This is a genomic window from Burkholderia crassaminum (assembly GCF_964265005.1).
GTDB lineage: Bacteria > Pseudomonadota > Gammaproteobacteria > Burkholderiales > Burkholderiaceae > Burkholderia.
In genome coordinates this window covers 2,538,546-2,550,807 of record NZ_OZ183800.1, presented here as the reverse complement: position 1 = coordinate 2,550,807, position 12,262 = coordinate 2,538,546, and the positions used below count along the sequence as shown (strand labels likewise).

The 12,262-nt window shown below is 67.2% G+C and carries 12 protein-coding genes; 8 read left to right on the top strand and 4 right to left on the bottom strand.

Features of this window, described 5'->3' with window-relative positions; all coding sequences use genetic code 11:
• Window positions 1–40: 40 nt before the first annotated feature.
• A complete protein-coding gene (locus ACPTTF_RS28400) occupies window positions 41–922 on the top strand; it encodes a Dyp-type peroxidase (protein ID WP_423369114.1) in 882 nt (293 codons plus the stop codon).
• Window positions 923–1,027: 105 nt separating this feature from the next.
• Here ACPTTF_RS28400 and ACPTTF_RS28395 read toward each other — a convergent pair whose 3' ends face one another.
• Both ACPTTF_RS28395 and ACPTTF_RS28390 read right to left on the bottom strand, forming a co-directional pair.
• Entirely contained in the window at window positions 1,028–1,429 is a 402-nt protein-coding gene (locus ACPTTF_RS28395) for an OsmC family protein (protein ID WP_423369113.1), read from the bottom strand.
• A 98-nt stretch (window positions 1,430–1,527) separates the two neighbouring features.
• Window positions 1,528–2,451, bottom strand: coding sequence for a LysR family transcriptional regulator (locus ACPTTF_RS28390; protein WP_423369112.1), 924 nt, complete (start codon window positions 2,449–2,451; stop codon window positions 1,528–1,530).
• Between the two features lie 498 nt (window positions 2,452–2,949).
• On the opposite strand from ACPTTF_RS28390, the gene ACPTTF_RS28385 reads away from it, so the two are divergent.
• From ACPTTF_RS28385 to ACPTTF_RS28355, 7 genes are all read left to right on the top strand, one after another.
• The gene (locus ACPTTF_RS28385; RefSeq protein WP_407062407.1) at window positions 2,950–3,894 is read left to right on the top strand and encodes a helix-turn-helix domain-containing protein; all 945 of its coding nucleotides are present in this window, start codon (window positions 2,950–2,952) and stop codon (window positions 3,892–3,894) included.
• Window positions 3,895–3,950: 56 nt separating this feature from the next.
• Window positions 3,951–5,267: an Nramp family divalent metal transporter gene (locus tag ACPTTF_RS28380; RefSeq protein ID WP_423369111.1), complete on the top strand. Its 1,317-nt coding sequence runs from the start codon at window positions 3,951–3,953 to the stop codon at window positions 5,265–5,267.
• 81 nt (window positions 5,268–5,348) lie between these two features.
• Window positions 5,349–5,939, top strand: coding sequence for a phosphatase PAP2 family protein (locus tag ACPTTF_RS28375; protein ID WP_166954256.1), 591 nt, complete (start codon window positions 5,349–5,351; stop codon window positions 5,937–5,939).
• Window positions 5,940–6,398: 459 nt separating this feature from the next.
• A complete protein-coding gene (locus tag ACPTTF_RS28370; protein ID WP_048022225.1) occupies window positions 6,399–7,187 on the top strand; it encodes an SDR family oxidoreductase in 789 nt (262 codons plus the stop codon).
• Between the two features lie 37 nt (window positions 7,188–7,224).
• Window positions 7,225–8,241 carry an NADP-dependent oxidoreductase gene (locus tag ACPTTF_RS28365; protein WP_021157603.1) on the top strand — a complete coding sequence of 339 codons (1,017 nt, stop codon included), beginning with the start codon at window positions 7,225–7,227 and terminating at the stop codon, window positions 8,239–8,241.
• A 262-nt stretch (window positions 8,242–8,503) separates the two neighbouring features.
• Window positions 8,504–9,724 (top strand): ISL3 family transposase, encoded by a 1,221-nt coding sequence (locus ACPTTF_RS28360; RefSeq protein ID WP_423369110.1) that lies wholly within the window; start codon window positions 8,504–8,506, stop codon window positions 9,722–9,724.
• Window positions 9,725–9,762: 38 nt separating this feature from the next.
• On the top strand, window positions 9,763–10,278 hold the full coding sequence (locus ACPTTF_RS28355; RefSeq protein WP_423369109.1) for a thioesterase: 516 nt from the start codon (window positions 9,763–9,765) through the stop codon (window positions 10,276–10,278).
• Between the two features lie 43 nt (window positions 10,279–10,321).
• On the opposite strand, the gene ACPTTF_RS28350 is transcribed toward ACPTTF_RS28355, so the two are convergent.
• Together ACPTTF_RS28350 and ACPTTF_RS28345 are read right to left on the bottom strand one after the other, a co-directional pair.
• The gene (locus tag ACPTTF_RS28350) at window positions 10,322–11,374 is read right to left on the bottom strand and encodes an AI-2E family transporter (protein ID WP_166954248.1); all 1,053 of its coding nucleotides are present in this window, start codon (window positions 11,372–11,374) and stop codon (window positions 10,322–10,324) included.
• Window positions 11,375–11,625: 251 nt separating this feature from the next.
• Window positions 11,626–12,210, bottom strand: coding sequence for a BPSL1445 family SYLF domain-containing lipoprotein (locus tag ACPTTF_RS28345; RefSeq protein ID WP_423369108.1), 585 nt, complete (start codon window positions 12,208–12,210; stop codon window positions 11,626–11,628).
• Between the last annotated feature and the right edge of the window lie 52 nt (window positions 12,211–12,262).

Below are 12,262 nucleotides of genomic sequence, written 5' to 3'. Positions count from 1 at the left end.
GGCCCTCGCAGATTCACCACGATACATTCCTGAGGAAACGATGAGCGACGTTCAGCAAGGCATCCTGACCCCGATCGATACGGCGGCCCGATACCTCACTTTCACGATGTCGAACGACGGCAATGTGGCGGCGGCGCTGGCCGCGCTGCGCGAGATCGTCGACGGACGCGACACGGTCGCCGGGTTCGGGCATGCATTGGCGGCGCACCTCGGGCACCCGGTGCCGGGCCTGACGGAATTCCCGGCGTTCGCGGTGAAGGATCGTGCGCTGCCGGCGACGCCGGCCGACGTGTGGGTCTGGCTGCGCGGCGACGATCGCGGCGAGATCGTGCTGCGCGCGCGGGCGATCGAACGCGCGCTGGCGCCGGCGTTCGCGTTGCAGGATGCGGTCGACGGTTTCCGCTATTCGAACGATCGCGACCTGTCCGGCTACGAGGACGGCACCGAAAACCCGGAAGGCGACGAAGCGGTGGCCGCGGCGATCGTGACGGGGCAGGGCGCGGGGCTCGACGGTGCGAGCTTCGTCGCGGTCCAGCAATGGCTGCACGACTTTGAGCAGATGGAGCGCATTCCGTCGGGCGACATGGACAACATCATCGGGCGCCGCCGCTCGGACAACGAAGAACTGGACGACGCACCCGAGTTCGCGCACGTGAAGCGCACCGCGCAGGAAAGCTTCGAGCCCGAAGCGTTCATGCTGCGCCGTTCGTCGCCGTGGTCGGACGCGCGCCGCGCGGGCCTCTACTTCGTTGCGTTCGGCTGCTCGTTCCGCGCGTTCGACGTGCAGATGCGCCGGATGAGCGGCGCGGAAGACGGGATCGTCGACGGCCTGTTCCGCTTCACGCGGCCGCTGACGGGCGCGTATTTCTGGTGCCCGCCGATGAACGGCGGCAAGCTCGACCTGTCCGCGCTCGGACTGTAAGCGCCTGACGGGTTCGACGAACGGGGGGCCGCGCATCGTGCGCGGCCCCCCGTTTCTTTTGGCGCGGCGATTCGCGCGGCGATCGGGTGTCGTGTGCGTTGCGTGTCAGCTCAACGTCGTGTCGATCCGCGTGCCGCGCTTGATGAACTGCGTGACCGGCGTCTTTTCGCAGATTTCGGCGAGGCGCTGGCGTTGCGCATCGTCGAGCGGGCCTTCGAGCGTCACGACACGGCGCACGTATTGCGTGCCTTCGCGGTCGGCATGCAGCTCGGTGCGCACGTCGATGCGCGTGGCCGGCCACGCCTTGCGCTGCATGTACATGCGCAGCGTCGCGGCCGTGCATTGCGCGAGTCCGGCCAGCACGAACTCATAAGGCGCCGGCCCGCGATCCTGGCCGCCTTCGCGTGGTGCTTCGTCGCCGGTCAGCGCGTGCGTGCCGGCCTGCAACTGGACGACGTAGTCGGGCGCCTCGGCGTCGAGGACGGCGGCGGCATGGATGAGCGACATGGCAAGTCTCCGGTCAGCGGAAAGAGGGAAGCGGGCGCCGCGTGGCGGCGTGCAGCCGCCAGCATACCGCCCCGATCGTAACGGCGCGCGCGGTGCGGCTACGCGTCGGCGCTGCCGGCGCTGCTGCGCACGAGCGCGGCGATCCGCTCGCGTACCCACTGGTGCGCGCGATCGGCGTCGCGTGATTCGTGCCAGTACGCGAGGAGCGGGAACGGCTTGAGCCGCAACGGCAGCGGCCGCACGACGATCGGCAGCATCGCGGCCATCCGCAACGCATACGTGTGCGGCAGCGTGACCAGCAGGTTGCCGGTCGCGGCGATCTGGCACGCGGCGAAATAGTGCTGGCAGGTGAGCCGGATATCGCGAAAGCGGCCGTCGTTGCCGAGCAGCACGTCGAGCGATTGCGGCTCGCCGAGCGACGACACCGCGACATGCTGCGCCGCGAAGTAGTCGCCGCGCCGCAGCGGGTCGCGTGCAAGCGGATGATCGCTGCGCAGTGCGACGACGAGCGAATCGTCGAGCAGGTGTTCGGTGGCGATGCGCGGGCCGGTCGGCACGCGGCGATCGACGACGAGGTCGAGATTGCCCGATGCGAGTTCGCGTTCGATGTCGGCTACCGCGATGCGACGGCTCACGAGCCGCAGGCCCGGCGCTTCGTCGGCGAACGCGGCGACGATCCGCGGCAGCGCGATCGATTCGAGCACGTCGCGAATGCCGACCGCGATGCTCAGGTCGAGCGTCGCGGGATCGAATGCCGACGGCGCGCGCGCGGTGCCTTGCAGGCCCTTCAGGTGCAACTGCACGTCCGTGATGATCGAACGCGTGCGTTCGGTTGCGACAACGCGGTTGCCCTGGCGCACGAACAGCGGATCGTCGAAATGCGCGCGCAGCCGGTTGAGCGCATGCGTGACGGCCGGCTGCGTGAGATGCAGCGCGCGGGCCGCCGCGCCGATGCCGCCATGCACGTAGACGGCGTCGAGCACGCGAAACAGGTTCAGGTCGAGACGATGATCGGCGGGCACGGGGCGCGGGCGGTGTGGTGAAGGGTGGAGCGATTCTAAAGGATGCGCAGGCAACGGATACGCGGGCTTTCCAGTGTGGCGGCCGATGGTATTGGAAACGTGTCGATATCGTTTGCGCCGATATTCGGCTGTGCATTTATCCGGATGCCCAACGCCATTCGTCGAAATGAAAATGCGCCGATTTCGACGCACACAATCGCAATAATTCGCGATATCGGCCTGCGCAATTCGGTGCAGGCCCGCCAGCAACCCCTGACAGCCTGTAGTAATCCGCCATCATGCTGTCCACGTCGGCCATTTCGCGCCAAAGCCGCGACCCGTTCGGCTAAGATGCCGTCGCTTCATATTTCGGGATAGCCGTCCTGTCGCACGCATTCAAACCAAATATAAGCCTGACAGTTCGACGGTATTAGAAGAAGTCGAAACGAGTCGGGGGCTTGGCCAGTGAATGCAGCAGATCAGAGGTGGGTCGTTATCTATTTGAGTACGGGGTTTTCGTTGGCCCAGGCCGCGCGTCTCGGCGAGGCTTTCAATCTGGCGAATCGCCTGCACGCATACAGTGCGGACTACCAGTTGAAGTACGTATCCGAAAGCGGGGGGCTGTTGCAATCGTCGTCCGGCGTGAGCATCGCGGCCGATCCGCTCGGCGACGAGCACGGCCGCCGCGCGCTCGCGTTCTTTCATCTTCACGGCGACCGAGCGGCCGTCAACTGGGATGACGCATTGCAGCGTCGCCTCATCGACATTCGCCGTCATGCGCGCTGGATCGTCGACGCGATGGACCTGCCCGCGCTTGCGGCCATGCAGCGTCCGTCGGCGGCGATCGAAGGGCGGCCGGGCAGGGCCGGCCGCCGGGTCGCCACGACGGTCGAGCTACAGGCTGGCGAAGCCGACGTGTTCGCCGCCGTGCTCGACATGTTCCGCGTCGATCTCGGCGACGGCGCCGCGCAGGAGATCGCCAGCAACATGCTGCGGCCGGTCGAGCAGCGCTATGCGCAGTCGATGTGGGCCTTTCGCGAGCTGAGCGCGAGCCCGTCGATCCGGATGTCGGCGCAGCAGCTGCGCGCGCAGAGCGTGAACCGCATCTCGATCGCGAACGCCGCACAGGCCGCCGCGATGAGCGAGCGCAATTTCCTGCGGCGCTTCAAGAAGGAGATCGGCGTGACGCCGACCGCGTTCGTCCAGCACGTGCGGCTCGAGCGCGCCTGCCACATGCTGGTCCACACGACGCTGCCGGCCGACAAGGTCGCGCGCCGCACCGGGTTCGGCAGCGGCGAGCGGCTCGCGAAGCTGTTTCGCCAGCGCATGCTGATGTCGCCGACCGAATTTCGCGTCACCGAGCGTGAAAGGATCCTCTCCCGCGGCGCCACGCCGCCCGACGCACACGAGGTGGGCTGCGACGGCGCCGGGGGGCATTGCGCCGCCTGCGCCGCCGCGCGGTAGAAAACCGGGCGGATACCCGTAGAATCGTCCTGTCGCGATCTCGATCCCCGGTTTCCATGCCCTTCCTCCCCACAACCGCCACCGCCCCTTTCTGCCCGTCGGAAGTAAAGGGCAGCATCACGATCGATGCCGGCGCGCCGCGCTGGCAGAAGCTCAAGCGCTTCTTCGGCCCCGGCCTGCTGGTCGCGATCGGCTACATGGATCCCGGCAACTGGGCGACCGACATCCAGGCCGGCTCGCAGTTCGGCTATTCGCTGCTGTGGGTCGTCGCGTTCTCGAGCCTCGCGGCGATCTTCCTGCAGATGCTCGCGGCGCGGCTCGGCCTCGTGGCGGGCAGGGATCTCGCGCAGGCCAGCTACGACCGCTACGGCCGGTTCGGCCGCATCGTGCAGTGGGTGACCGCCGAAGTGTCGATCATCGCGTGCGACATCGCGGAAGTCCTCGGCTGCGCGCTCGCGTTCAAGCTGCTGCTCGGCGTGCCGCTCGCGTGGGGGATCGTGCTGACCGCGCTCGATACGGTGATCGTGCTCGGCCTGCAGGGCAAGGGGTTCCGGCAGATCGAGGCGATCGTGCTCGCGCTGATCGCGACGATGGCGTTCTGCTTCGTCGCGCAGGTCGCGATCACGCCGCCCGACTGGCACGCGGTGGTCGGCGGGCTGGTGCCGGGCGATCCGGGCCACGACCGCAAGGACGCGATGGTGCTCGCGCTCGGCATCGTCGGCGCGACGATCATGCCGCACAACCTGTACCTGCATTCGTCGGTCGTGCAGACGCGGCGCGTGGTCGGCGGTGCACGCGGGATGATTCGCGACACGCTCGCGCTGGTGCGCATCGATACCTTCGTGTCGCTGTTCGTCGCGATGCTCGTCAACGCGGCGATCCTGGTCGTCGCGGGCGCGGCGTTCCATGCGACGGGCCAGCACAACGTGACCGACATCGAGCAGGCCTACAAGCTGATTACGCCGATCGCGGGCGGCGCGGCCGCGCTGATGTTCGGCATCGCGCTGCTCGCGTCGGGGCAGAGCTCGACGCTGACCGGCACGATCGCCGGCCAGGTGATCATGGACGGCTTCCTGCATACGAAGATTCCGTGCTACCAGCGCCGGCTGATCACGCGCGGGCTCGCGCTCGTGCCGGCGCTGATCGGCGTGCTGTGGCTCGGCGACGGCTCGGTCGGGCAGCTGCTCGTGTGGAGCCAGGTGCTGCTGAGCCTGCAGCTGCCATTCGCGATGTGGCCGCTGATCCGCTCGGTCAGCGATCGCAACACGATGGGCGAGCACACGATCGGGCGCGGGATGCAGGCGGCCGCGTGGGCGCTGTTCGTCGTCATCACCGGCACGAACCTGTTGCTGATTACCGGTGTCGCGGGCTGATACAGCCTGTCACAGGCTGACACAGTCGCGCGGCGCGCATGCGGTAAACTGCGGCCTTTCGATCGTCGTCCGAAGTCCGTTATGTGGAGTGAAATCAGCAACATCGGCGATGCCGCGCTGACCTTGCCGATCGCGCTGACGTGCGCGGCGTGGTTCGCGCTGACCGACTGGCGCCTCGCCGCCCGCTGGGGCGTGCTGCTCGCCGCCGGCATGGGCGTCGTCGGCGCAACGAAGATCCTCTATGCCGGGTGCGGCATCGAGCTTCCGCAATTCGATTTCCGCGTGATCAGCGGCCATACGATGCTGTCGACGTCCGTGTGGACCGTCGCGCTGTCGATGCTCTGGCAGGCGTTCCGGTCGGGCAAGATGCCCGGCATCGCGGCCGGGCTCGCCATCGGCGCGGTCACGGCCGTCGCGCGCGTCTTCGATCATTCGCACACCGTGCCGGAAGTGATCGTCGGCTGGATGCTCGGCGCGCTGGTCGCGCTGGTGTTCCTGCGCGGCTACGACGGCGCGCGGCAGCGCGCATTCTCGCCGCGCGTTGCGGCCGTCTGCCTGCTGCTCGTGTCGGGCATCGCGTACGGGCACCGTGCGCCGTTCCAGCAGATGATCGACACGCATTCGCCGCAACTCTGCGCGTTCGTGCGCGCGCCGTCGGGCGACGGATTCTGACGGTAGCCCGTCGCGGTGCCCCGGCGCCGCTTTCTTGCCGCATCCTCCCGGCGGTTGCGCGATTCCACGTCGTCCAGCTTCCCGATTACCTCCTCGCCTGCGCGGAACCCGGCCCTCTTCATTTCGCGATTCAACGAACCGGCTGGTCGACGTGACCGGCGGCGCCGGCTTGCGCATGCGTGCCGGTACGCGAAGGTCATGAACAAGGTTTATGACCGGGCATAACGATTATTCATTTCATCGATCGGCGGCATTCGCGTACGCTGGCTGTCGTTCAACGGGGGCAGGCTGCCCGGGGCTGTCCGGCGCGTGTCACGCTCATCTCGATATACTCGCGGAAACCGTGCGGTGCCGCGTGATGTCGAGGCGCGGTCAACCGGCCCGCGCTGGCGGGAACCGGCACGGAACACCCGTCGCGGCAGCGTTCCGCGATGACGATTCATGAAAGGAGCAGGTCACATGACAGTCGTTTCTTCGCGCCTTGCCGGCAAGTGCGCATACATCACGGGCGCCGCGGGCGGCCTCGGCCGCGCGATCGCGCGCCGGATGGTCGAGCAGGGCGCGCGCGTGTTCGTGACCGACATCGCCGACGCGGCGGTGCTCGACGCGTTCGCGCAGGAACTCAACGCAGGCCACGCGACGCCGGTCGCGTTCGCCGCGACGCAGGACGTGCGCGACGAAGCGCGCTGGCAGGCGCTGCTCGCGCAGGCGGTCGATGCGATGGGCGGGCTGTCGGTGCTCGTCAACAACGCGGGCGTCGGCTCGATCGGCTCGCCCGCGCAAATCGAGCTGGACGAATGGCGGCGCGTGATGGCGATCAACGTCGAGAGCATCGTGCTCGGCTGCAAGCATGCGCTGTCGTATCTGGCCGAAAGCCATCCCGCATCGATCATCAACATCTCGTCGGTCGCCGCGTTCAAGGTCGAGCCGGATTTCACCGCGTACAACGCGTCGAAGGCGGCAGTCGCGTCGCTGACGAAGTCGGTCGCGATCGACTGTGCACGCCGCGAGCTCGACGTGCGCTGCAACTCGATTCACCCGGCGTTCATCCGCACGGGGATCGTCGAGCCGCTGTTCCAGACGCTCGGCGAACGCGACGCGACACGCAAGCTCGCGCGCGGCATTCCACTGCGCCGGCTTGGCGAGCCGGACGACGTCGCGCATGCGGCCGTGTATCTCGCATCCGACGAGAGCCGCTTCGTGACGGCCGCCGAACTCGTGATCGACGGCGGCATGTGCGCGGTCTGACGCGCATCCCGAACCACAACGACCGGAGGAGAACATCGTGTCCACACCCGTGAACCGCCAACTGCTGCTGAAGACGCGCCCGGAAGGGCGGGTCGGCCGCGAACACTTCTCGCTCGTCGAAGCGCCCGTGCCGGCGCTCGCGGACGGCGAGGTGCTCGTGCGCGTGCTGTACCTGTCGATGGACCCGACCAACCGCGTATGGATGAGCGACGTGCCGCAATACCTGCCGCCCGTCGCGATCGGCGAGGTGATGCGCGCGCTCGGCATCGGCCGCGTGGTGGCATCGCGCAACGCGGGTTTCGCGGAAGGCGATCTCGTGCAGGGGCTCGTCGGCTGGCAGGATTATGCGGTCGTGCCGGCCGACCAGGCCGCGCAGCTCGTGAAGCTGCCCGCGCAGTCGGGCCTGCCGCTGCCGACGCTGCTCGGCGCGTGCGGGATGAGCGGGCTGACCGCGTACTACGGGCTGACCGACATTGCGCCGGTGCAGCCGGGCGAGACGCTCGTGGTATCGGCGGCGGCCGGCTCGGTCGGCTCGATTGCCGGGCAGATCGGCAAGATCCACGGTGCGCGTGTGGTCGGCATCGCAGGCGGCGCGGACAAGTGCCGCTACCTGACCGAGACGCTCGGCTTTGACGCGGCCGTCGACTACAAGGCCGACGATTTTCGTCAGCAGCTGAAGGCCGCGACGCCGGACGGCGTGCACGTGAACTTCGAGAACGTTGGCGGCGAGGTGATGCGCGCGGTACTGTCGCGGATGGTGATCGGCGGTCGCGTCGCGCTGTGCGGCGTGATCTCGAATTACAACAGCGGGCGCGCGGCGGACGACGTCGGCGTACTGATCTCGAAGCGGCTGACGATGCGCGGCTTCCTGATCCTCGACTATCGCAAGAGCCGCGAAGCCGTGCAGACGCTCTCGGGCTGGCTGCGCGACGGCCGGCTCAAGGCCGAGGAGACGGTCGCCGACGGTCTCGAAAACGCGCCGGACGTGCTGAATCGCCTGTTCGACGGCGACCATCGCGGCAAGCTCGTGCTGCGCGTCGATCCGGACGCGTGACCGGCCTGCGGCACAGCGTGCGAAGGCGTTCGTACGCTGCCGCGAGCGAGAGTCGAGCGCGGTGCGTCCGATCAACCGGGCCTTAGTTTCGGACTTGTCTCATATATTGTCCGGGCGTCTCTCCCTAAAGTGACTACCAGCAGACAGGCGGCGTGACCGACGCGTCACGCCGCCTTTTTTTGGTTCATCGCAGGAAACCGTGGAGCCTTGGAGAGCGATTGCGTAACCTGATGCCTGACTTTATGGAGGTCAGGAGGAAGAATTGCTCGATCGCAAGGCACTTCAGGCACTGGGTTGCTGGACAGGCTATCGGCTGGAGCGGGTGGAGTGGCCGGCGGGTGAAAAGCGCACGCTGTCGCTGTACTTGAAGCCGGTCAGCAAGGTCATGTACTGCGAGCAATGCGGAGCGCGTTGCCAGCAGATTCATGAAACGACGGTGCGGCGCGTGCGCGATCTGCCGCTGTTCGAGTATCGGGTGGTACTGCATGTCCCCCGTCGCCGAGTCTGGTGCGAACGCTGCGGCGGGCCGAGGCTGGAGAAGCTGGACTGGCTGGGCCGCTACCAGCGAGTGACTGAGCGATTCGCCAAGGCCTGCGAGAAGCTGCTGCAAGCGGCCAGCGTGCAGGCGGTAGCCGCCTTCTACGACCTGGGCTGGCATACAGTCAAATCGATCGACAAGATGCGCTTGCGCGCACGCGTGGCCGAGCCGGACTGGTCGACGATCCGCTATCTGGCGATGGACGAGTTCGCGCTACATAAAGGCCATCGCTACGCCACGGTGGTGGTCGATCCGATCGGCCGGCAAGTGCTCTGGATCGGACAGGGGCGCTCTCGCGAGACGGCCAGGGCCTTCTTCGAACAACTTCCCGCGGGCGTCGCCGAGCGCATCGAAGCGGTCGCGATCGACATGACCACGGCCTACGAGTTGGAGATCAAGGCGCAGTGTCCACAAGCCGAGGTGGTCTACGACCTGTTCCACGTCGTCGCCAAGTACGGGCGCGAGGTCATCGATCGGGTGCGCGTTGATCAGGCCAATCAGTTGCGCCACGACCGGCCGGCCCGGAAGGTTCTGAAGTCCAGTCGCTGGCTGCTGCTGCGCAACCGCCGCAACCTGAAGCAGGAACAGGCCGTGCATCTGAAGGAACTGCTGGCCGCCAATCAGCCGTTGCTGTGCGTCTACGTGCTACGCGACGAACTCAAGCGGCTCTGGTTCTACCAGAAGCCAGCTTGGGCGCAAAAAGCCTGGGAGCAATGGATCGAGCAAGCCCGGCAAAGCGGGATTGCCGCGCTGCAACTGTTTGCGCAGCGTCTGCAGAGTTACTGGCACGGAATCCTCGCCCGCTGCCGCCATCCGCTCAATACCAGCGTCGTCGAAGGCATCAACAACACCATCAAGGTCATCAAACGCAGGGCCTACGGGTACCGCGACGAGGAATACTTCTTCCTTAAGATCCGCGCCGCGTTCCCCGGTAATCCTCGATGAACCCTTTTTTTCTGGTTACACGGAAGAGGAGGGTGAGCATGCGAGACGACGCGAAGCGGGCGGCATCGGCAGCGATGCGCAATCGAACGGTGCGGCGCGCCGGTGCCGTGCGGAGGATGGCGATCGGGCTTGGCGTGGCATTCGCGATGTCGAATGCGGTGGCGGCCGGGCATGCCGGGCCGGGCGGTGTCGTGCGGTTCAGCGGCGCGCTCGTCGATCTCTGCGACGTGACGCTCGACGCGCGGCCGGGCGTGGTGGTCGAAGGGCTCGAGGTGGCGAACGGCGGGGCGGCGGCAACGCTGCGGTTCGATGCACATGGCCGGCATTTGCCGGGCGCCCATGTGGCGCTGGTCGGGCCTGACGGCGCACCGCTCGCGCCGGATGCCGCTTCGGGTGTGCGCGCAACGTGGCGCGATGCGCACGACGATCGAAGCGTGCCGCTGGTATCGGGCCGCCCGTATCGCGTGGGTCCGCATGGCGGCATGATGATGCTGGCGGCAGATGACGCGACGGGCGCCGCGGCGCCCGTCGTGATCCACATTCGTCATCCGTGACGGCGAATGTCCACAGGTGCGTGGCACGGGGCCACGCGACGTGTCATTCGCCCTGTTCGGAGCGTGCGTAGATGTCCCAGCTCGCCATGAACAGCGCGGCGACGAGCGGCCCGATCACGAAGCCGGTGATGCCGAACAGCGCCATCCCGCCGAGCGTCGAGATCAGCACGACCCAGTCGGGCATCTTCGTGTCCTTGCCGACGAGGATCGGGCGCAGCAGGTTGTCGACGAGGCCGATCACGCCCACGCAGAACGCGACGAGGATCACGCATTTCCACACTGCGCCGATCATCAGGAGGTAGAGCGCGGCCGGCACCCATACGAGGCTCGCGCCGATCGCGGGCAGCAGCGACAGGAACGCCATCAGCGCGCCCCACAGCACGACGCCTTCGATCCCGAGGATCCAGAAGATCAGCCCGCCGAGCGCGCCCTGCACGAGCGCGACCGCGATGTTGCCCTTCACCGTCGCGCGCACGACCGTCGTGAACTTGGCCAGCAGCAGGTTCTTGTGCTCGTCGTCGAGCGGCAGCGCGCGGCGCACGCGGCGGCCGATCTCGCCACCGTCGCGCAGCAGGAAGAACACCATGTACAGCATCACGCCGAAGCTCACGACGAACTGGAACGTGTTCTGGCCGATGCTGAGCGCCTGGGATGCGGCGAGCTGGCTGATCTGCGCGGCGCCATCGGTCAGTTTCTTCTGGATGCCCGGGAGGTTGCTCAGCCCGTATTTCTGCAGCAGGTGCTGGAGCGACGACGGCAGCGCGTGGATGATGTCCTGGAAGTATTGCGAATAGTTCGGCTGCGCGGTCTTGATTTCCTGGTACACGTATGCGATTTCCTGCACGAGCGTCGCGGCGACGAACACGAGCGGGAGGATCACGATCAGGACGATCAGCGACAGCGTCAGGAGCGCGGCCAGGTTGCGCCGCTTGCCGAAGCGTGCGGCGAGCCAGCGCTGCACGGGTTGGAAGAGGATCGCGAGTATGGTGCCCCAGAACACGGCGCCGGAAAACGGCGCGAGGATCCAGCAGAGTCCGACGGTGACCGCGGCCAGCAGGAAATAGAAGAATTTTTGGTGGTCGTGTCCGCTATCCATGGATGACATTCGCGCAGATTGATGCGTGGTTTGATTGAATCTCGTTGCCCCGTGCGCGATCGATTCGCGATCGTCACGGGTTCGCGGCGCAACGCGCCGCGGGGCGGCCATCCGCTGGGCGGCCCGAACCGGAGTATGCCCGCAAAGGTGCCGCCATCATAGCCGCTGCGTGCGGCACATGCGAAAACGCCGCGGCCGGGGCCGCGGCGCTGCCGGGAAGCAAACGCGGCGCAACGCCGCGTGCCGCATCGTCAGATGTTGAGCTTCGTGACCTTCGTGCCGTTCACCGACAGGTCGCCCATCAGGCCGGCGTTGGTCAGGACCAGCACTTCGACCGGTGCGGTGGCCGTGGTCGTATCGACCGCGCCGTTCGCGCCGACCTTCACGACCGCGACCGATGCGTCGGCGCCCGCGGCCCACCCTTCGGACTTGCGGAACGAGTCGAGCGCATCCTGCGTCATGAACAGGAACACGATCGCCTTCGACTGCGCGCCGGCCTGCAGGCCGACCGACAGCGACGACGTGTTGTAGTAGCCGACCGTGCTGCCGCCGACGCGCAGCGCGCCGTTGCCGGATTGGCCGCCGACGATGAAGCCGGCCTGCAGCACGCTCGGGAACACGAGCACGCCGCGCGATTTCGCGACGAGTTCACGCGAACCCGGCACCGTCGAATAGAGGCGCGACAGTGTCGCGTTGACGCTGGCGTCGATCGACTGGCGCTTCGACGCGCTGGTCGCGGCGTTTTCCGGTTTGTCCGGAGTGGTCGTGCAGCCGGCGAGCGCGACGCTGCCGAGCAGGACGGCGGCGGCGGCTTTCATGGCAAAGGTCTTCTGCATGGCGTTTCTCCTTCGTTGTCTGATTGTGAGGACTGACGGGGCGGGCGGCGGG

Excerpts from the sequence above, each read along its gene's own strand:
- ACPTTF_RS28400 (WP_423369114.1), top strand. The coding sequence starts at position 41 with ATGAGCGACGTTCAGCAAGGCATCCTGACCCCGATCGATACGGCGGCC.
- ACPTTF_RS28395 (WP_423369113.1), bottom strand. The coding sequence starts at position 1,429 with ATGTCGCTCATCCATGCCGCCGCCGTCCTCGACGCCGAGGCGCCCGAC.
- ACPTTF_RS28350 (WP_166954248.1), bottom strand. The coding sequence starts at position 11,374 with ATGGATAGCGGACACGACCACCAAAAATTCTTCTATTTCCTGCTGGCC.
- ACPTTF_RS28355 (WP_423369109.1), top strand. The coding sequence starts at position 9,763 with ATGCGAGACGACGCGAAGCGGGCGGCATCGGCAGCGATGCGCAATCGA.
- ACPTTF_RS28380 (WP_423369111.1), top strand. The coding sequence starts at position 3,951 with ATGCCCTTCCTCCCCACAACCGCCACCGCCCCTTTCTGCCCGTCGGAA.
- ACPTTF_RS28375 (WP_166954256.1), top strand. The coding sequence starts at position 5,349 with ATGTGGAGTGAAATCAGCAACATCGGCGATGCCGCGCTGACCTTGCCG.
- ACPTTF_RS28370 (WP_048022225.1), top strand. The coding sequence starts at position 6,399 with ATGACAGTCGTTTCTTCGCGCCTTGCCGGCAAGTGCGCATACATCACG.
- ACPTTF_RS28345 (WP_423369108.1), bottom strand. The coding sequence starts at position 12,210 with ATGCAGAAGACCTTTGCCATGAAAGCCGCCGCCGCCGTCCTGCTCGGC.